The organism is Desulfatiglans parachlorophenolica (assembly GCF_055394735.1).
On the sequence record NZ_AP042460.1, the window covers coordinates 2,928,661 to 2,946,596 of the forward strand.

Genomic DNA, 17,936 nt, shown 5'->3' on the forward strand with positions numbered 1-17,936 from the left:
CGTTAACTCCAGCAAGAAATGATTGAAGTATTTCATTCATAATATTTACGCCAAACAGATTATTTTGGGCACTTTATTCCTTTCTCCAGCGACTGATAACGTCCGCGAACGTAACATCACGCCACGGCTCCTTCCATTCCTTGTGAACACAAACGCTTTGTGAATACGGCTCAGGATTCGGTAATGGCATCTGGACAACGGCCGGAAGCAAGATAGCATCGCCCACGACAACGCATTCACCGGGGGCAAGGTTAGGAAGGATGTCCGTAATCCCACTTGAGTTGTCTGGGAATAGCCTCCTGACGTAGTTCTGATCTGCGTTGTTCGTAAGTCGGAGGGCGAGGAAGTTGTTGCACTGCGCGAAGATTGTCTCGGAGACTTCTGACGGGCGTTGGCTCACGACCATGAGGCTGAGACCGTATTTTCTCCCCTCTTTCGCGACACGCTCCAGTGACTTGCGTGATGACCGATATGCGGCGTCATCCTTCTGTGGGATGTAGTTGTGGGCTTCCTCGCAAACGATCATCACAGGCACATCGTTCAAAGCGTCCTTTTCGTGGCGCAGCTTCGAGTAATGGAAGCAGAAATCGAATATCAAACGAGAAACGAGACTCACCGTAATGCTCAATACCTCAAACGGAATTCCACTGAGGTCCACGATCGTGATGTTCGCCTTGTTCAGATAGCCGACGAACTGCTTCATGATCTTCTCGAAATCCTCGGTCTTGAAAGGCTTCCCGTCAAGCTTGGCAGGGTGAAGCAAGAACCGTAGGCGCTTGTCTGCGAGTTTGGTTTCCAGACGCGAAACGAAACGGTTGAATTCACCGTTGAACGGACCATTTGTCGCTTTTGTCTGGGCTGCGGTGGATTGAGCAACGAATGTGCATTGCTGGCCAAAATAGTGGTCTTTCCGATCCTCAACCAGTGTCCGGTCCTCCAGCTTGGGCTTGTTCTCTCCCGTCAACCGGCCGATTACCTCTCGATTCATATTCTCGATGTAGCGATACACTTCAGCTATCGAGAAGTAGACTGGGGTGTCATACGTCATCTCCTTGATCCCTGGATTGTGTCTTTCCTTGTTCAAAATAACTGCTTGCTTGAACTGGCTAACCTGGTTGTGGGAGTTCTGCTCATTACTCTCAATGAACATGCTTTCCAACTCCTCTGAATTCATGAGCCAGTAGGGAAGCTGAAGACTGTCTATATCGAGGCGATTCAGTGTGAAAGCCTGCTTCTTCTCCAAAGTGAACGCGGCCGTGTATTCGTCATGAATGTCGAAGATCACAACGTGGGAGTTGTTCTGCTTCCCGATGTTCGAGTTCTTCTCATCGGCGATTCCCACCACGTCGTGGAGAATGCGAGCGACGGTGCATGACTTTCCAGAACCGGTGGACCCCACGATTGCAATGTGCTTGCTGAAGAAGCGGTCGCCATGGATTTTCATGGCTGTCGCCTTGTTCATCGATAATTGGCCGAGAGGAAACTGATAGTCGGTATCTTCGGCAAAGAGCTTGTCGATGGTGTCTTTGTCTGCCGGAAACGCCGGCTCTGTAGGCACGGGCAGGAGGACACTTGCACGCTCAAATGACTTGCCGTCAACGAGAGTGCCGACCGCTTGGCACTCAATATGAAACTGCCATTTCGGCTTCCCCTCACCATCCTGGCCGAGAACGCCACGGACATTGCGAATAACAGCAACGGTGAAGTCGTTGTTTCCCTGGGCAATCCGCAGGTAGCGACCCACTTGTAAGGCCGCCTTATGCTCTTCGAACACCTTCAAATTGTCAATAAGAACGACGATGGCCTCCGGGGAACAGGATAAAACCTGACCGATGCTATTCGTAGACATTGCTTACCCCCATTACGTATTTGATTTCCTTCATTGTCGCGCCTGCCAGTCGCTCGACATTTACGTCCACCGTATCGAGTGAATCGCAGTCTGACTCGCCAATGATAAAAAGGTCATCGCACTTCCGGTCGTTCAGCACCTTGCCGTAGTCGTCCCAACTCAAGACGCGAAGAGTGAATTCGCGTTTCACTTTGCCCCCGGCTCCCTTGGAAGATAGCGGCTCCCGAAAGAAAAACGACCCTTCGAACTGGGCGCCCACATAACCGTCTGTCGCGACAATGCCCTTCGCGTACAATCGGTGCTGAATGTCCTGAATCTCGCTTCGGTTCGCGCAGAGGCACAGGATGGGCGTGCTGATGTGAGCAGGCTTGAAGTGGTACTTGTCGATGTAGTCGGTGATGAAAAGGACGATTTCGGTGTCGTAGTCCTCGATACTGCTTGGGTCGATGACGAAGTATCGGAGCCGCGCATTCTTATCCAGGTGAACCTTGAGCTGCTTACGCCGCGCTTGAAGCAGCTTCTCCCGAGTCTTGAGAGCCAGCGTCCATCGGGAGATGGCCGTTGTGCGGATAGCCGTGAGATCGGAAAGGAACCGTTTCTTCGTAATCTGCCGGTCGGCTGGGTCATGTTTCACACTGAGCGTGGCGATCATATGGATCGCGTTTGGATATGCGAGGGTCTCGATGTCGTCGACCGGAATTCCATTGGCCCCCAGTTCCTTGCTGACCTGTTTTGTGATTTCGTCGTAGCTGGGTCCGAACTCCATGGTGAATCGGCCTTCGAAGCTATCGAGGTTAATGCCTGGCGGTACTGCCTTGACGTGCTTCGCGAGCTCCTTATCCCTTGATGCCAAGGCTGCCTGCAAGGTGGACTTGTCTACAGCGGGGGGCTTTTTTCCGACCCCCGGGAAATGGGCAAAGAGGACGTACCGGATGTTCACGGTCTGATTTTCAGAAAAATGCTTGAGCATCTGGAGCAACGGCTTGTAGACCGCGCTCGCAGTGAAAGATGTGCTCGCCTCATGGTACTTGCACTGGATCGCGGTCAGCATCGCAGGCGACGTAACTTCGATGTCCTCGACAATGCCCTCGACGGTGATTGTGTCATCATCCTGGGCTTTCAGTATTTCCATAGCCGTCTTGTTGAACTGGTACAAGAAGCCTTGAATTGTGTAGTCAGCAGTGCGTGGCATAGAGTCTTTCCTTCATCTTAGTGCCCAACTTTAAACTCGACGTCTCAATTGAAGCCGCGAAAAACCTCGATTTGGCTGCCTATTGGATTTAGTTGGCTGATGTGTCGTATAAACCGATCCTGAGGGGATCTAGGCTTCAAATTTGACGCAATCGGATCTTGATATTCACAAGTTATAGCTGTATAAATAACTGTAAGTTTTTTGAGCACGGCAAGATTCAGAGCATTGCCCCCACCTCGGATCGCCATTTCCCGATCGTTCCGCCTTTTCAAGTGCCCCCCCCGTCCGCCGCGCCGCCAATTTGATCCACTCTGGTACGTACGAAGGGTGCCGGGGGTCCGCCGCCATCTAAGGCCGCCCTACTGAAAAGCCCTTGTCGGAACCCGCGGGTAGACATCCCGGGAGAAATGCCACGGAAAAGCCGAAACTTCTCGACCAGGTCCGGGCTGCGCTTCGTGTCCGGCACATGAGCTATCGCACCGAACAGACTTACGTCCATTGGATCAAGCGGTTCATTTTCTTCCACAACCGGAAGCACCCACTGGAAATGGGAGAAGCCCAGCTCAGCGCTTTCCTGAGCTATCTGGCTGTGGAAAAAAGGGTGGCGGCCTCCACCCAGAATCAGGCGCTCTGCGCCATCCTGTTCCTTTACCGCAACGTGCTCAAGAAAGACCTCGGCTGGATCGACGACATCGAACGGGCCAAAAGACCCCGCCGGCTTCCGGTCGTCTTCACACGGGACGAGGTTAGAACCATTCTCGCCCGCCTCGACGGAGTCCTTTGGATCATGGCGGCCCTTCTCTATGGGTCTGGGTTGCGGTTGATGGAATGCCTCCGACTTAGGGTCAAAGACGTCGACTTCACCTATGGCCAGATCACCGTCCGGGACGGTAAGGGGCAGAAGGACCGGGTCACCATGCTCCCGGAGCCGGTTGGGGAGCCCCTTCAGCGGCACCTCGAAAAGGTGCGGCTCATCCACGGGCCTGACCTCGATAACGGTTTTGGAAGGGTCAATCTCCCCTTCGCACTGGCCAGGAAATACCTCAACGCCCCGCGCGAGTGGGGCTGGCAGTATGTGTTTCCAGCCTCCAAACTGTGCAGAGACCCCAGGACATCCTCTGTCACACGCCATCATCTGCATGAATCTGTCCCGCAGCGCGCTGTCAAAACGGCGATCCGGGAGGCCGGTATCGTTAAACACGGAAGCTGCCATACGTTCAGGCACAGTTTCGCCACCCACCTGCTCGAAAATGGCTACGATATTCGAACGGTCCAGGAACTGCTGGGTCACAAAGATGTCAGCACAACGATGATCTATACGCATGTACTCAGCAAAGGAGGGAAAGCGGTCAAAAGCCCGTTGGATTGAAACACGGTGAGTGTATCGAATTTCCACTACCGTCGGGAATGATGTTCCCTCATGTTTCAGCGCACCTTTTTCTGCGCACAACTCCGGCTTGACTACCGATCGGGCAAATCATCGTAAAAGTCATCCTGAATGTCAATCTAATTTCGTTTAGATATTGAACAGAAAGAGCGATTTGAGCTTCAAGGGCATTTTGGACGTTTTATATACGCTGTAAGGGCATGTGCTGGAATTGATACAAGCGGTGGGCAAGGGAAAGGTGTATGCATCAGACGCTTGGGCTGCCGTTCCCGTTCTTGTCGATGTTCCGGTCCAGGGCATAAATCGCCGGGGGATAGGCGTCGCCCTTTTCGTAGTGGGAGAGAACCCCCTTCAGGAGGCTGAAGAGCTCTTCGAAGACCCCGTCGATCACCTCCCCGGGGACGCCGTAGTAGAGAAAATTGATGGGCATGGAATCGCCCAGGAGATAGAGGTGCTTGGAGGGGGCGGCCTTTGACGCTGGAGGGTTTTCGCCGTCCAGGAAGGTGATTTGAACGTGGTGGCCCTGGAGGACACGGTTCTGGGGGTCCTTGATCGGGAATTTCTCGAGGCGCACCGGTCGCCCGTCGATGGCGGGACGATCTGCGTTCGAGCATTCTTCGATCAGGGCGAGGAGGTCCGTGAACTCGATCGTCTTCGTGGAGCCGCTGGCGAAGAAGAGGTCCCGGGCCGCCCCCTCGGCGATCAGACGTTCGAAGAAGGGCTTTTTCAAGACCGAGACGCCGGTGACGCCCAGGAACAGATCCGTCTGTTTCCAGAGGCCCTCCGGAAGCGCGGCGGCGTCGGAGAACTCGGGGGCGGTCTCTTCCCGGGCGGTCTGCACCTTCAGGTCCAGCCCGCACACGGACCCGTAGGTGACGCGCTCCTTCAGGGTCCGGAAGAGGAAGCGGCCGATGTTCCCCCTCGAGCCGAGGACGAGGGCGTTTCGGTGCATCATGCACTTTCCGAGGCCGTTGAAGATGGACTCGACCGCGCTGAGGATGGAGTGGGCGCAGGCCTCGGCCTCGACGATGTTCTTGTATCGCGAGGAGGCGATCGTAAAGGCCGGCAGGGCAAGGCCGCCGCACTCGGCCTCCGTTTCCTGCAGCTGGTAGTAGCCGTTGGCCGTGTGTTCGAAGGTTGCGGGGACGATCGATTTCAGCCAGGCGTCGAGCGGAAGGGAATCAGGGAGGTCCTCGGGCGCCTCCACCGCATAGGCTTCGAGCGCCTTGGAGGCGGCAAGCCCGGCGCGGCAGAGTCGGTTCAGGACCGGGGCGACGTATCCGCCGTCTTCGATCAGGAGGAGTTTGCGGCCCTCCTTTCGGGCCGCCACGGCCTCCCGGAAAAAGAGATGGCCGGCCGCAAGGCGCATGGATTCGAGATAGCCTCCGCGCAGCGTCCGAAGGGCCTGATCGAGCCGTGCCAGCCGATCGAGCGGGGAATACTGCCGGGAGAGGATGTAGGCCCCCGCGACCGAATCGCGAAGCTCGACCCGCTGCAGGGCATGGAAGGAAAACCGCCGGTCGGGGAGGCTCAGGATGTCCTCCAGATAATAGTCCGGGACCACCCCTTGATAGTTGATGAAGAGGGTCGTCACCGATGCGCACTGCGAGGCCTCCAGCGCCCTCACGAAGCCGAGCACCTCCGAGGTGGTGTGGTGAATCAGGAGGATGCGGTAATCCTGGAGCAAATCGGGGCGGGCAGCCTCCTGGCAGGCGAGGAGGTGCGGCATCCGCAGGAGGTGGGCGTGCATGTCCGGCCGTTTGCGCCGGGCCCCGATGGCGATGTTGAGCCGCGCCCCCTTCCGCGAGAGATCGATGTAGACATGGTCCCGGGCATCGAGCATCTCGATGCAGTGGCCGTCCGACAGGGTCTGCATGACGACGTCGTCTTCGAGCAGCACCAGGACCTTGGACAGGAGTTGGACGAAGGTCGAGCCGCCCGAAAGGAGAAGGCTTTCGGCCGTCTCCTGGCTCCAGCTGAAGGCCGCGTCCCGGACGGCCGCAAGTCCGGAGGCGATCAACAGCTCGAACAGGGCGGCCTGCCGGCCGGGGAGCTCGATGTACTCGTGCTGCTGGTTCTGGCACTCGTGGTGGATCCCCACAAAGATCTGTTCGGCCATCGCGGCGATGTCCAGGCTGTAGTGCCTTCGGCCGATGTCCGTGACCACCCGGTGGGGGATCCGCTTCAGGAACAGGCGCGACTGGGCGCCGTCCTCGACGGTGATGCGCAGAAAACGGCCCTCCCGGTCGTGCTCCACCAGCATGAAATGCCTTTGGCCGGATTCCTTCGAGACATGAAAGGGGAAGAGGACGGCGGCCTCGGCTTCCTCCTTTTTCTGAAAGGCGCGCGGGAAGAGCAATCCGCCCCACTGCGGGAGCTGCACGGCGTCGAAGACGAGCCGCAGATCCCGGACGAACCCCTCCTGGTCCTGGAGGAGATACCCGGCGACGGGGCGGCGGGCGTAGACGACGACATGGGTGACGCCGAGGGCGGCCAGCTCGGCTGTGGTCCCCGGATCGACGATGACCTGGACGAGGACGTCCACCGAGGAATTCCGGGACTGTTCGAGGACCTGCCTGGCCAGGAGGCTGACGAAGCCCGGGAGCCCGGAAAAGACCCTCACGGCGCTCATGTCGATCAGGAATCCGCCGTCGTCCTGCTCGATCAGCGGCACCCCGAAGGACGTCCCCCGGGGGCCGTGCCGGAGATCGCGCCCCGCCGTCGCCTTGCCGAAGCGGGGCGTGTGCATGAGGTTGCTCAGAATCGAATCGATCCGCCGCGTGTCTTTCTCGTCAGCCAAGAGGTCCTTCTCCTCTCATCGCTCCGCCGCTCCGGCCTTCTGCCGCAGGTTCCCGGCCTTCGCCTTGAGCATCTTGAAATAGTCCGATCCGGTGATCTTCTCGAGATCGGCGCACTGCTTGCCCCGATCGATCTGGATCTTCAGGGTGGTCACCTCGTTGCGCAGATCCTTCTCGCGCTTTTCGACGGCCTGCAGCATGTCCGTGAAGACCTGGGCCATGGTCCCCAGTTCGTCCTGCCGGCTCGAGATGCTTTTCAGCTCCTCGACATGGGTGTAGTCCCCGTCGGCGACCCGCCGGGCGACGCGGGTCAGGCCCAGCATGGGGGCCGTAATCTTCTTGGACAGGACGGCGCAGACCGCCAGCCCCGTGATCAGCACGACCAGTGTGACCGCCCCGAGGCCGTAAAGCTCCTCGACCGCGATCCGCTCGCGCATGGTGATGAAGATGCTGCTCAGCCAGGTCGCCATGACCGTGACGATCAGGAGGTAGTAAACGGCCTGGATCGTGCGTATCTCGACGCGGGCGATCAGGAGGCCGAAGAGCTGCATCAGGGGCGGCACCAGCATGAAGGCCCAGAGGGTGTCGGTGATGAAGATCGGCAGGAAGAGGCTGAAGAGCGCGTTATGGAACGCGACGCGCCCGAGTCCGACCTCGACCCCCGTGGACAGGGCGAAGGGCAGGGCCGAAGCCAGCAGGAGGAGGAGCAGCAGCTTGACGAAGGACAGGATGGAATCGACCGGCCTCGCGCCGAACCGGCCGGCCAGTCCGGGGATGAGCCCCATCAGGCCGTTGGCGAAGCTCCAGTGCAGGGCGAAGAGCGGGCCCTTGCCCGCGAAGGTGTAGCCGAGCATATCGCCCGACGCCCCTGTGACAAAACCGGCCAACGGGCCGTACAGGACCCCGATGAACATGGGCAGAGCGACCTGCGGCCGCAGCTCCGCAAAACTGCAGCCCGGCAGATAGTATTTTCCGGACAGGAAGTTCGCGATCCCGTAAACGCACCCCATCGCCACGCAGACAGCGGCGATCCTCAAGCTCGAACGGGGCAGGCGCGGACGGACGGAAGCCATCGGGTCAACCTGAAAGGGCATCCGCCATGCGGTTGAACTCGGCGACGACGGGGTGCCCTGGATAGCGGACGACGAAGATCCCCTGGCTGGCGAGGGTCATCATCTCATCCGAGTGCATGATGACCCCGGCGACCGGGCAGTTGTAGGTCCGCTCGACCGTGGACCGGATCTGTCCGGCATCGAAGCTTGCCGGCACCTTGTTGATCACGAGCAGCATCTTCGGGACCTCCAGTTCGCGCGCCACCTCCACGGTCAGCGCGGTCCCCTGGTAGTCCTGATAATCCGGACGCATGACGACCAGCAGGGCGCTCGAGACGGCGATGGAAAGCAGGGTCTCCTCGTTCAGGCCCGGGTGGGTGTCGATGATCAGGACGTCCAGTTCGAGCCCCTCGATGAGGGCCCTGAACCCGTCGCTCAGGAGGTTGATGTCGTAGCCGTCGTGAAGGACGCGGGCGATGTCGGCGACGTTGACGCTCGAGGGGATCAGATAGACGGCCCCCTTGCAGCGCCCTTCCAGGGAGGCGCTCACGTCGCAGGCCGTCTGCTCGATGGAACACCGCCCCCACAGATAGTCGTTCAGGGAGTACGCGATCTCTTCCTCGCCCAGGCCGAAGATGACATGGATGCCGGGCGATTGGATGTCCGTGTCGATCACCCCGACCCTCGCCCCGCGCATGGCATAGACGGCCGCCAGGTTGGCCGAGATGTTCGACTTCCCCGTTCCGCCTCTGAATGAATGCACCGATATGATCCTGGCCATGTCGCTTCCTGAGAGAGTGGATGAAAATCGTCGACGGGGATGGGATCGATCCGGTGCGACGACATCGGCCGCACAGCTCTACCGTTCACGTGAACCCAGGCGGATGCCTGCCTCGCCGATCCCGCGGCCATCATAGACGCCCGGCGGCGATACGTCAATGAAGATGGCACCGGCGGAGCTGGATGTCATCGAAAAGACCTGCGGGTATGTCCGGGAGGAAGGCGGGCTGGAGCGGGAGGTCTTCGAGGGGGCGCACCGCGGCCTGACGTCGACTGGAGCGACGTGTTATCCGTTGACTTTTTTTGACACAGCCTATTATAATGTGTATAAATACACATCATGGATAGCCGAACAATTATCAAAATTCTCAAACAAAACGGATGGAGCGAAGTGGCAAAAGTCGGCTCCCATGCTCAATTTCGGCATCCATACAAAAATGGGCGGGTTGCCGACCCACACCCCAAAAAGGACATACCGATTGGTACTGTAAAAAGCATTGAGCGCCAATCGGGAATCAAGTTTAGCTGAGGTGTAACCATGGCAAACTACATCGCAATCGTACACAAAAATCCCAAAAGTGACTTTGGCATCTCGTTTCCCGATTTTCCGGGCTGCATCACGGCCGGGAAAGACATCGACGAAGCTAAGGACATGGCCCAAGAGGCTCTCACCCTCCATATTCAAGGCATGATTGAAGATGGAGAAAAATTGCCCGCCCCATCAAAGCTCGAAGAGATTATGGCCGATCCCGATTTCGCCGATGCTATGGCCTATCTGGTCGTTGACGTCCCGGATGCCAAGCCCCGAACGGTCAGGGTCAATATTACCGTTCCCGAAATGACTCTTAAACAAATTGATGCTGCAGCTAAAAAACGCGGCATGTCACGGTCTTCATTTCTTGTTCACGCCGCACAGAATGCTATTCAAGCAAACCAATCAGAGGCATCTGTTTGATTTAATTACTTTCCATCCGGAAATGGTCTTTTTGGCCAATCTCGGCGTCAATCTGCACGTTTGCTTGTGCGGCGACCACCAGGTCGTCTCCGCGCAAGTGCTTGATTTCCTGGATATTGGCCAAACCGGGACCCGCCGCGTAGCGGTGGGACTGAGCGGCGAAGCGCTGAAGAAAAATCCTTGAGATCACGTGCTGCATCAGGGGGAAGCCGGCGCCAAACAGAAGGATTTGGTCGAATCGCTCAGTCAATGCCCTCCGAAATGCGGCATCGACATACTTGGTTCGGGCGATAACGTACTCATAAACCCCCTTAGCCACAAGGAAACGGACAAAGAACTTTCTACATAGAGAAGCCTGAATGGGCACCCTGACAAAGCTTGGGAGAAGACACACGGCAAGATGGTCGTCGCCGTGATAATGGTCTCCTTTTTCCAGAGATGAAACCGCGCGTGAAAGGCAAGTCATTTCAGCGGTTCGTGATGTTTTTCTCTCGATTCGTTTATTGATCATTTTCGTTTGCCTCACCGGAGCGACTTGCCAATTTCGCCAGTCGATTGACCCAACGACGAAATCAGCCGGAGCGTAAGCGATCGGCTGGATTGCCGGGTTGGGCTGTTCTTCATCCTTTCATTTGTCCCTTGTCAAGGGCTGACCCCACTGTTCTTTCCTTACTAAGGATATTTCCAGTTCTTAGTGTTGAATTAAAGCACATATAGAAAATAATTTTTCTTATTTCATCACTTTTTCAAAACGGAAGAAGTAATCTCCGCCTATCATATCATCCGGTATTTTTGGATCTTTATGGTGAGGATTGAAGAACTCAACAGCTACAAAACCGCAACGATTAATATAAAAATGAATATTTCGTTTTTCAAAATATGGAGTGATTGTTTCCCATGCCTTTGTATCAGGATACCTTTTCTCAATTGTAGACCAAATCATTTTACCAATACCATGAGAATGGACACCATATTTTACATATAGAAAATCGAGATGATTATGTTTTGTAGATTCATCAATAACTACAATCGCGCCACCGACAATCTGCCCATCAATAACTGCCTTGTATGCGGCAGCACCCTTTTTTGAGAGAGAGCTATCAATATCCTTTTCTGGTAGAATTTGAACATCCAAATCCGAGAATTCAGATGCAGCTCCCGTCTGAAATGCTTCCTGCATATCTTTTTTAAACACTTGTATATCCTCTGGACATAGAGGAAGAAGTTCAAATACCATTTTATTGTCTCCATACAGCAGAATCAAATTTAGTTATATAGTGACGAAAAAGTGAACAAAAGGCAATAACAACAAATACTTTGACATTTATCTCATATTCTAATCTTCGCCCGCAGGGTCCGTCCAACATATAGATCAGCCAGAGCGGCCCGACAGGGCTGCGATTGGCTGCATCCGGTCGTTATGCCTTTTGTTTCACTCTGTCTCTCAAGGCTTTTTCAAATGATTGCTTTTGCTCTATTCGTTTCAGCAACGATAAAGCGTCTTGGGTGATATTTATATTCAATTGACTGTCGTTATCCCTCGTCTGTTCCTTCAGGACATTGCTGAATTCAAGTATCATATCGCGTTTTCTGTCCGGGTCATCCCAAACTCGGGAATAGTATTTTATGTGGACTTCTTGTCCTGATACTTGGCTTAGGCGTTTCGTATCTATCGGAACGAAAGGCAATCTTTATTTTAGAGTTATTTCACCTCTATTGAACATCTCTAATGTCAGTCTGTCCATCTCATGGGGGCTTATATTATGAATGTCATAGGACACGCTTCCCTTTGTTGTTTTAAAACCCACTGTTGCAGGATTCACCCCTGATATCTTATTGATCATTCTACTCCCTCCCTATTTGCTTTTTTGCATAATGGGTGGGTCAGCTACGAGGCCGCTTTATGGCCGAGTTAGCTGCACCTGATGGTTCGGAGCCCTTTCATCTGCATGGCTGCAACCCTTTTTTGCCAATATACTCCCATATGCTGTGATCAAAATAAGCTCTTTGTACCGACATAATGTCTGCCGCTAAATTGATGATTTCTTTAGCCTCGTCATAGCTGGGCGCATCTATGCCAGCCTGTTTTAGAAAATCGAGCAAGCGACGGTCTATCGCGCAGGTTTGAATGCCGGTTAGGATTTTGAAGTAGTCAAGGGTTTTCGGGCCTATGCCTTTTATCATAGCAAGTTTCATAAGGTTTCTTTCATTCATCAGCCATTGTTTTAAGTGGTCTTCTGTCTCAATGCTCTCGGATGAGAAGAGGCTAACAATATCGTCAAATCGCGTTACCCTATCCTTGCCACGCCAGTCCAAAAAGCCGCTTGTTGTTCTTTCCGTTAAGACCTTTTTCAGGCCCGACATGGTAGCTGCCGCGGGAAACATCCTTCTTATTTGTTTAATCCGGGGACGGACATGTGTTTCATATGGCATGTTTGCCTGCAAGACCACGTCCGCTATCGTTGCTCCGAGGCGTTGGTAGTTTCCATCAATCTCGGTAACGATGCTGAAGTCGGACAATCCTCGGATGAACTCGACCAATTTATTGGCTTTATCTTTTATTCTCATGTCTTCATTATCTCCGAACCCAAAGGTCAGGCGCGCTGTCAAGCGTCGCCTGCACCTGTTTGTTCGGCAGTTGCTTCGGTTCTATTTGAGGCATTTTCATTTAAGCCAGCCTCCTTTTGAGCGGAGCGATCAGCCAGTCCAAGCTCTCTTGTTCTTCGAGTCTCCAGAGGCGCGCAATGATTTCGTCCTGCTCGGTCTTGTTCGCGGCGAAAAAGAAGTACTTTGAGAGTTTCTCCTCGATTTCCTTGTCCGACAATGGATCGTTGGGATCGCCTTTGGGATAGTCTCGCTCGCTCTCGACCGTCGAGCCGTCCGCCAAGGCGGCCACGATGACACACTTCGATTTCACTGGGTATGCCTTGGTGATTTCAGTATCCTCGACAACATGGACCTTTGCAATGAGCCGGTTGAGGGCGCCGTCCGAAGCACGGGGTTCGTCGAAGTCTTCGTACTTGACAGACTTTAGAAGGGCTGTCGCGACACAATAGGGGATCGAGTGCGTTCGTCCCGCCCGGCTGGTCGGGTGATACGCCTCAGGGATCGCGCCGTTCCGGAATGCGACTTCGTGCGTTTTGACGAGGACCGATTGAATGGCGGCCTTGTCTCTTATTGTGCCGGAGATGTCTAGGGCGACATCGATGGGTGTTTGGCAGAAGACCAGCGCGGGCCAGCGTTTGAAGACGATCCGCTTGAGATCTGGCGGCGGATCAAAGATCGCGCCAGTGTGGGGGAAAAATTGGCTGACGCCCGCTGGGCCCTCGTAGATTTCCGGCGGAGCTTGAAAACCCGCCAGGGCCAGCTTAACAGCTTCGATCCCCCGGAGCACGCAGGAAGCGTACGTGCAATGTTTCCAGTCGGTCATTTGCCCGACAGCGGCCTGGTTGATGTCCAGGCCGAACATGCCCGCGATCCGCTGGACTTGGACGAGTTGCTCCAGGGAAAAACCCAACGCATGGCCGGTCGTCAGGGCCGTATAAAACGTCGCGCTTGCGTCATAATCGTATTTTGCGGGCTCCGGGTTGTAATGCGTCGCGTAGGCCGCAGAAAGGTGGAACGCCGTATGGATCGTCGAGAGCAACTCCTTCCCATTCATCTTCCTCCAGTCGGCGAGGGTCAGGGCGAGCGCGACGTTATCCGAAGGGTGCGCTCCCCCCATGCCGTTAGGGGAAAGGTAGGTATTGAGAAGGTCGCTTCGCCGGGCAAGGATAGCATTCATAAAGAAGGCGTCAAGAAAGCTCGTGTCCTTCCGGCAGGCGTGCTTAACACGCGGGGCCGGGATGTTATAAGGTAGCGCCATCCCATTTGGATTATATAAGGAGGATGGCGATGGAAACCACTTCGAGGAACCCTGTCCCATACAGCAGCCACTCCCAGCCCGACCTCGTCGAGGTCGAACGCCGGTTTGCCGAGTGGCGCCGGCAGCGCGGCAAGAAGCGTGCCCTGATCCCGCAGGAGTTGTGGGAGGCTGCGGTACAGCAATGCAGAGGGCATTCTGTTTCCGAGGTATGCCGCAGGCTGAGGCTTTCCTTCACAGAGCTCAAGAAGCGTCTCTCCTCTGATCATGCCACTCCGGAGCTGATCCAGCTGGACACCACCTGCCTCTTCGGCCAATGGGTCGTCGAGTGCGAACGCGCGGATGGCAGTAGGCTGAGGCTCTCGGGCACCGGTCAACCGCCCGATCCTGAAAGCATTCTCGGGCAGTTTCTCTCATGATCCAGATCACTGCCCACATGCGGATCTTGCTGGCAGTGGACCCGGTGGATTTCCGCAAAGGCATCGACGGTTTGGTGGCAGTATGCCGGCAGAAGCTGGCCGTGGACCCATTCAGCGGCACCCTTTTCATCTTTACCAACAAGTCCCGTCAGGCCCTGCGCATCCTGGTTTATGATGGCCAGGGATTTTGGTTGTGCCATAAACGCTTGTCTCGGGGTCGTTTCTTGTGGAACTTCGGCCCGGGCGCCATCCGCGATCTGGCGGCTGCTCAACTCCAACAGCTTTTGTGGAACGCCGATCCGTTCAAAAATATCCCGGAGGATTTTCGGCGGATAGAAAAAAATCGACCCATCCCTCAAAAAAGTACTGGCCACAAAAAACGTTCTTTGCTATAAGCAGGGCAACCTTTACCAAGAGGAGGATTACAGAGGTTGCTCATTTGTGGTCGAGACTTCACGCCAACCGATCTGGATTGGATCCGCCGTCAAGTTACCAGCGTGCCGGGATTGAACCGTGCACAGCTCTCACGCATGTTCTGCGAATGGGCCGAGTGGCGAAAGCCCGACGGCGGATTGAAGGACATGAGCTGCCGGGTGGCCCTACTGCGCCTTTACCGGGCCGGTGTCATCCCGCTTCCAGCACCAAGGAAAAGGCGCGTCGCGTCCAAGCGGATCCAACACACCCTGACAGGAGAACCCCAATCCCCGATCGAGATCGGCCCCGGTCGCACAAGCCTTTCGATCGAGCCGGTCGACCGGAGATCATCCCCACTTTGGAATGAGCTGATCGACCGATACCATTACCTGGGCTATGCCCGCATGGGCGGGGCGCAGATGCGCTTTATGGTCTGGGCCGGACAGCATCTGGTTGCGCTTCTGGGTTTCTCGGCCGCCGCCTGGCGTGTCGCCCCGCGTGACGAGTTCATCGGCTGGAGCGACGATCAGCGTATAGAGAATCTGCACCGGGTGATCGACAACAGCCGCTTCCTCATTTTGCCCAGGATCCCTGCATGATACTTCACCTCACCACCTAGTTGATATTATTGAAAAAGATTGGCTTGGTTCTCACACTGTGAACACTGCTTTCGCCGATTGGCCCCTTCTTTTATGTCCTTGACCGCCATTTTGACCTCCTCTTTTTCGAGCTCTTGCTTCTGTATCGCCCAGGGAGCGTAGGGGACAACCTGCTCGGCAACAATCACATTCCTGTTGATGAGATCTCTGACACTTTGAGCACACACCCCCAGTTGATCGGCCGCTTTTTCAAGCGTTAAAAAGGGGTTTCCCTCGCCGGGACAATAGGGTGGAATCTCATTATAGTTCCTCAGGCTTTTTACTCGACAAGCAGTCCAAGTGTTGCCTATCCCAGTCTTCAGTTTAAGTTTATTAAGAACAGGAGCGATATGTTTATCCGGCAGTTGTCGCGCTAACTGCTTTATCAATTCGACAATCGACTTGTCTGTGCTGTTGTTACGTTCCCCAGTTTTATTCTTTTTCACTTGTAGGTTGGTATGAACACCTCCTTCCCAGTGAATATCCAAAAGAATCAGGTGCTTTTCTTCATCAACGTCACAGATTATCTCTTTTATAAGTGTTCTGATAATCCTTTTCCTTATCTCATTCGTTGTGCTAGGCGAGTTCCATATTTTGGGCAAATAATCAGAAAGCCGCATCAATTCCTGTATTTCCTGTTCAGTGATAGGCCGTATGGGCGCTTTTATGGCAGCTAGTTTTCTTTTTATCTCTTCTGTTTTTTCAAGACATATATTCCATTTATTTTCTAACTCACGGCATACTAACCTGTTTTCTGGATCGGCTTTGTTGTATTGCCTATAAGCTCGTTCAGCTTCATATTCAGCGTTTTCAATTTCCATATCAATGAGCTTAACCTGTTCCTCGATATTTTTCTGTAAACCTTCAATGGCTTTTAATGAAGCCTTTATCGATAGTGGTTCCACCACTTCAAGGACGGCCCTATTGATAGCATTATCGACACGTTGACCTCCAAATGCTATACAATCGCTTCCTCCCCGTTGAAGTCGATCACCAATGCACTGATATCTGGGAACTGTATTTCTCTTGCCGCCATAGGCTACGGACAGCTTTCTCCCGCAGCGCTTGCACCTCAAAATACCGGTTAAAAGACCGTTACCTTTTAAAATGGGGCCTCGGCGGGAACCAGCCATTCGCGCATTGTTTTCTTTGAGGATTTCCTGGTTTTTTGTATATTCTTCCCAACTTATATAGCCTATATGATTGTCTTTTATTAAGACTTTCCAGTCCTTGATATCTAAAGCATGGCCCTTAGTTTTTCTTATCTCCCCTTCTTCAACATAGGCCTTGCTCTCGCGCCTGCCGTAAACATAGGCGCCCGCATAGAAAGGGTTTTTCAACACATCGTAAATCGCACGATATCGGGGTTTTCCCCATACAACCTCCATCCCATAGTGCCCGTTACTTATTGCAGGAAATGAAATTTCTTCATGTATAAACCATAAAAACGTTTGTCTTGCACTATGGTATTCACTGAATTTAATAAAAACTTGCTGGATTGAATTCTGGATTCTCAAATCAGGGGTTTTTTCTATTTTGTTTTCATCAGTCTTAACCAGACCCACAGGCAAGCGATAAATCAATTCACCTCTTTTTGCCTTATTTTCGGCACCGAAATGAAGCCTGCTTTTGATCAGATTAAGTTCCACTTCGCTCATAGTTCCCTTGAGACCCAGTACCATGCGGTCATTAGGGTTGCCTGGGTGATAAACTCCCTCTTGATCCGCAATAAGAGTATTAAATATTGCACATAAGTCAACCAAATGGTACCAGTCTCGATTATTTCTTGAAAATCTTGATACCTCCAGGCCGAAAACAATCCCAGCCCGGTTCATGCTGACTTCGGCCACCAGTTTCTTGAAACCACTCCTTTCAGAACCAATGGCTCCAGATTGACCCAGGTCTTCGTCAATGACCTGAACATCCTTAAAACCTAAAGCATATGCCTTGTCAACAAGTTGATATTGTCTTCTTTGACTTTCGAGGTTATGCTCCTTCTGGTACGAAGTGGATTGGCGGATATATACATAAGCTGTACGCAAGAGGTGCTCATTTTGTATCTCGGCATTACCCATTTATTTTGCCCCCCTTCCTTGTTGCCTCAAAGGCTGCCAACAGCATCTCTTTCAAGGCATCCAACGCTTCGTATTTCTCCTTATCGGAAAGCGAGGCAAGAACTTTGACCGACCATTCCTCGCCAAACCTTAAAGGTAACTGCTTTGGCATTTGCATCCCTCCTGTTTCCGACATAGTTTGCGGCATGGTACTATGTTACGAAAACAGGACCAAGGGCTTGGTTACGACTCTTCGCCTATATGGCTTAGCAGTTCCCTTAAGTTCCTTAGGGCGTCACAACTACAGTAGGGTCGGGGGGATATCTTGATCTGTTTACAGGCCTCCTTGTCTGTCATCCATAAGGGTATTCCTCTAAGTCTCCTGCCCTCAGGAGAAACCACAATAAGCTCCTCCTTAAAGATACGCTTGACCTTCAGCCTTTGCCCAAAATAGGGGTGAAAGATATAGTGGACTTCAACGAAATCAACTTTATGGGCATCCTTCGCCCATCCTGCCCTGGGTAAAATCTTTCAAT

Annotated in this window: 17 protein-coding genes; 7 read left to right on the forward strand and 10 right to left on the reverse strand. The window is 53.9% G+C overall.

Annotated features, from left to right (window positions below; genetic code table 11):
- Positions 1-73 precede the first annotated feature (73 nt).
- Together ACZ500_RS13730 and ACZ500_RS13735 are read right to left on the reverse strand one after the other, a co-directional pair.
- Positions 74-1,849, reverse strand: a complete 1,776-nt coding sequence (locus ACZ500_RS13730; protein WP_464227905.1) for an ATP-binding protein — start codon at positions 1,847-1,849, stop codon at positions 74-76.
- The gene (locus ACZ500_RS13735) at positions 1,836-3,041 is read right to left on the reverse strand and encodes a hypothetical protein (RefSeq protein WP_464227906.1); all 1,206 of its coding nucleotides are present in this window, start codon (positions 3,039-3,041) and stop codon (positions 1,836-1,838) included. The genes ACZ500_RS13730 and ACZ500_RS13735 overlap by 14 nt, the downstream gene beginning before the upstream one ends.
- Positions 3,042-3,507: 466 nt before the next feature.
- On the opposite strand from ACZ500_RS13735, the gene ACZ500_RS13740 reads away from it, so the two are divergent.
- Positions 3,508-4,410 (forward strand): integron integrase, encoded by a 903-nt coding sequence (locus ACZ500_RS13740; RefSeq protein WP_464227907.1) that lies wholly within the window; start codon positions 3,508-3,510, stop codon positions 4,408-4,410.
- 265 nt (positions 4,411-4,675) lie between these two features.
- Here ACZ500_RS13740 and ACZ500_RS13745 read toward each other — a convergent pair whose 3' ends face one another.
- From ACZ500_RS13745 to ACZ500_RS13755, 3 genes are read right to left on the reverse strand one after another with little or no spacing between them, the layout of a single operon-like run.
- Positions 4,676-7,228, reverse strand: coding sequence for a hypothetical protein (locus ACZ500_RS13745; RefSeq protein ID WP_464227908.1), 2,553 nt, complete (start codon positions 7,226-7,228; stop codon positions 4,676-4,678).
- Between the two features lie 15 nt (positions 7,229-7,243).
- Positions 7,244-8,320 (reverse strand): ECF transporter S component, encoded by a 1,077-nt coding sequence (locus ACZ500_RS13750; protein ID WP_464227909.1) that lies wholly within the window; start codon positions 8,318-8,320, stop codon positions 7,244-7,246.
- Entirely contained in the window at positions 8,304-9,059 is a 756-nt protein-coding gene (locus ACZ500_RS13755; protein WP_464227911.1) for a MinD/ParA family ATP-binding protein, read from the reverse strand. Before ACZ500_RS13755 ends, ACZ500_RS13750 begins: the two co-directional genes overlap by 17 nt.
- Positions 9,060-9,398: 339 nt before the next feature.
- Between ACZ500_RS13755 and ACZ500_RS13760 the strand changes: the two genes are divergently transcribed.
- The 3 genes from ACZ500_RS13760 to ACZ500_RS13770 are packed head-to-tail and all read left to right on the forward strand — an operon-like array spanning position 9,399 to position 10,197.
- Entirely contained in the window at positions 9,399-9,587 is a 189-nt protein-coding gene (locus tag ACZ500_RS13760; protein WP_464227912.1) for a type II toxin-antitoxin system HicA family toxin, read from the forward strand.
- Positions 9,588-9,596: 9 nt separating this feature from the next.
- Positions 9,597-10,013, forward strand: a complete 417-nt coding sequence (locus ACZ500_RS13765; protein ID WP_464227913.1) for a type II toxin-antitoxin system HicB family antitoxin — start codon at positions 9,597-9,599, stop codon at positions 10,011-10,013.
- A gap of 22 nt (positions 10,014-10,035) precedes the next feature.
- Positions 10,036-10,197: a hypothetical protein gene (locus tag ACZ500_RS13770; RefSeq protein ID WP_464227914.1), complete on the forward strand. Its 162-nt coding sequence runs from the start codon at positions 10,036-10,038 to the stop codon at positions 10,195-10,197.
- A gap of 546 nt (positions 10,198-10,743) precedes the next feature.
- Here the strand turns inward: ACZ500_RS13770 and ACZ500_RS13775 are convergent.
- The 3 genes from ACZ500_RS13775 to ACZ500_RS13785 all read right to left on the reverse strand — a co-directional run bounded on the left by ACZ500_RS13775 (position 10,744) and on the right by ACZ500_RS13785 (position 13,878).
- A complete protein-coding gene (locus ACZ500_RS13775) occupies positions 10,744-11,250 on the reverse strand; it encodes a GNAT family N-acetyltransferase (protein WP_464227915.1) in 507 nt (168 codons plus the stop codon).
- 704 nt (positions 11,251-11,954) lie between these two features.
- On the reverse strand, positions 11,955-12,623 hold the full coding sequence (locus ACZ500_RS13780) for a hypothetical protein (RefSeq protein WP_464227916.1): 669 nt from the start codon (positions 12,621-12,623) through the stop codon (positions 11,955-11,957).
- Between the two features lie 58 nt (positions 12,624-12,681).
- Positions 12,682-13,878: an MmgE/PrpD family protein gene (locus ACZ500_RS13785; RefSeq protein ID WP_464227917.1), complete on the reverse strand. Its 1,197-nt coding sequence runs from the start codon at positions 13,876-13,878 to the stop codon at positions 12,682-12,684.
- 29 nt (positions 13,879-13,907) lie between these two features.
- On the opposite strand from ACZ500_RS13785, the gene ACZ500_RS13790 reads away from it, so the two are divergent.
- The 3 genes from ACZ500_RS13790 (at position 13,908) to ACZ500_RS13800 (ending at position 15,307) form a co-directional block, all read left to right on the forward strand.
- Positions 13,908-14,294, forward strand: coding sequence for a hypothetical protein (locus ACZ500_RS13790; RefSeq protein ID WP_464227918.1), 387 nt, complete (start codon positions 13,908-13,910; stop codon positions 14,292-14,294).
- Positions 14,291-14,689 carry an IS66 family insertion sequence element accessory protein TnpB gene (gene tnpB, locus ACZ500_RS13795; RefSeq protein ID WP_464227919.1) on the forward strand — a complete coding sequence of 133 codons (399 nt, stop codon included), beginning with the start codon at positions 14,291-14,293 and terminating at the stop codon, positions 14,687-14,689. Before ACZ500_RS13790 ends, tnpB begins: the two co-directional genes overlap by 4 nt.
- 111 nt (positions 14,690-14,800) lie before the next feature.
- Positions 14,801-15,307 carry a Druantia anti-phage system protein DruA gene (locus ACZ500_RS13800; RefSeq protein ID WP_464227920.1) on the forward strand — a complete coding sequence of 169 codons (507 nt, stop codon included), beginning with the start codon at positions 14,801-14,803 and terminating at the stop codon, positions 15,305-15,307.
- A 26-nt stretch (positions 15,308-15,333) separates the two neighbouring features.
- Here the strand turns inward: ACZ500_RS13800 and ACZ500_RS13805 are convergent, their stop codons facing one another.
- Positions 15,334-17,421: a recombinase family protein gene (locus tag ACZ500_RS13805; RefSeq protein WP_464227921.1), complete on the reverse strand. Its 2,088-nt coding sequence runs from the start codon at positions 17,419-17,421 to the stop codon at positions 15,334-15,336.
- Positions 17,414-17,572 (reverse strand): hypothetical protein, encoded by a 159-nt coding sequence (locus tag ACZ500_RS13810; RefSeq protein ID WP_464227922.1) that lies wholly within the window; start codon positions 17,570-17,572, stop codon positions 17,414-17,416. Before ACZ500_RS13810 ends, ACZ500_RS13805 begins: the two co-directional genes overlap by 8 nt.
- Positions 17,573-17,936 lie beyond the last annotated feature (364 nt).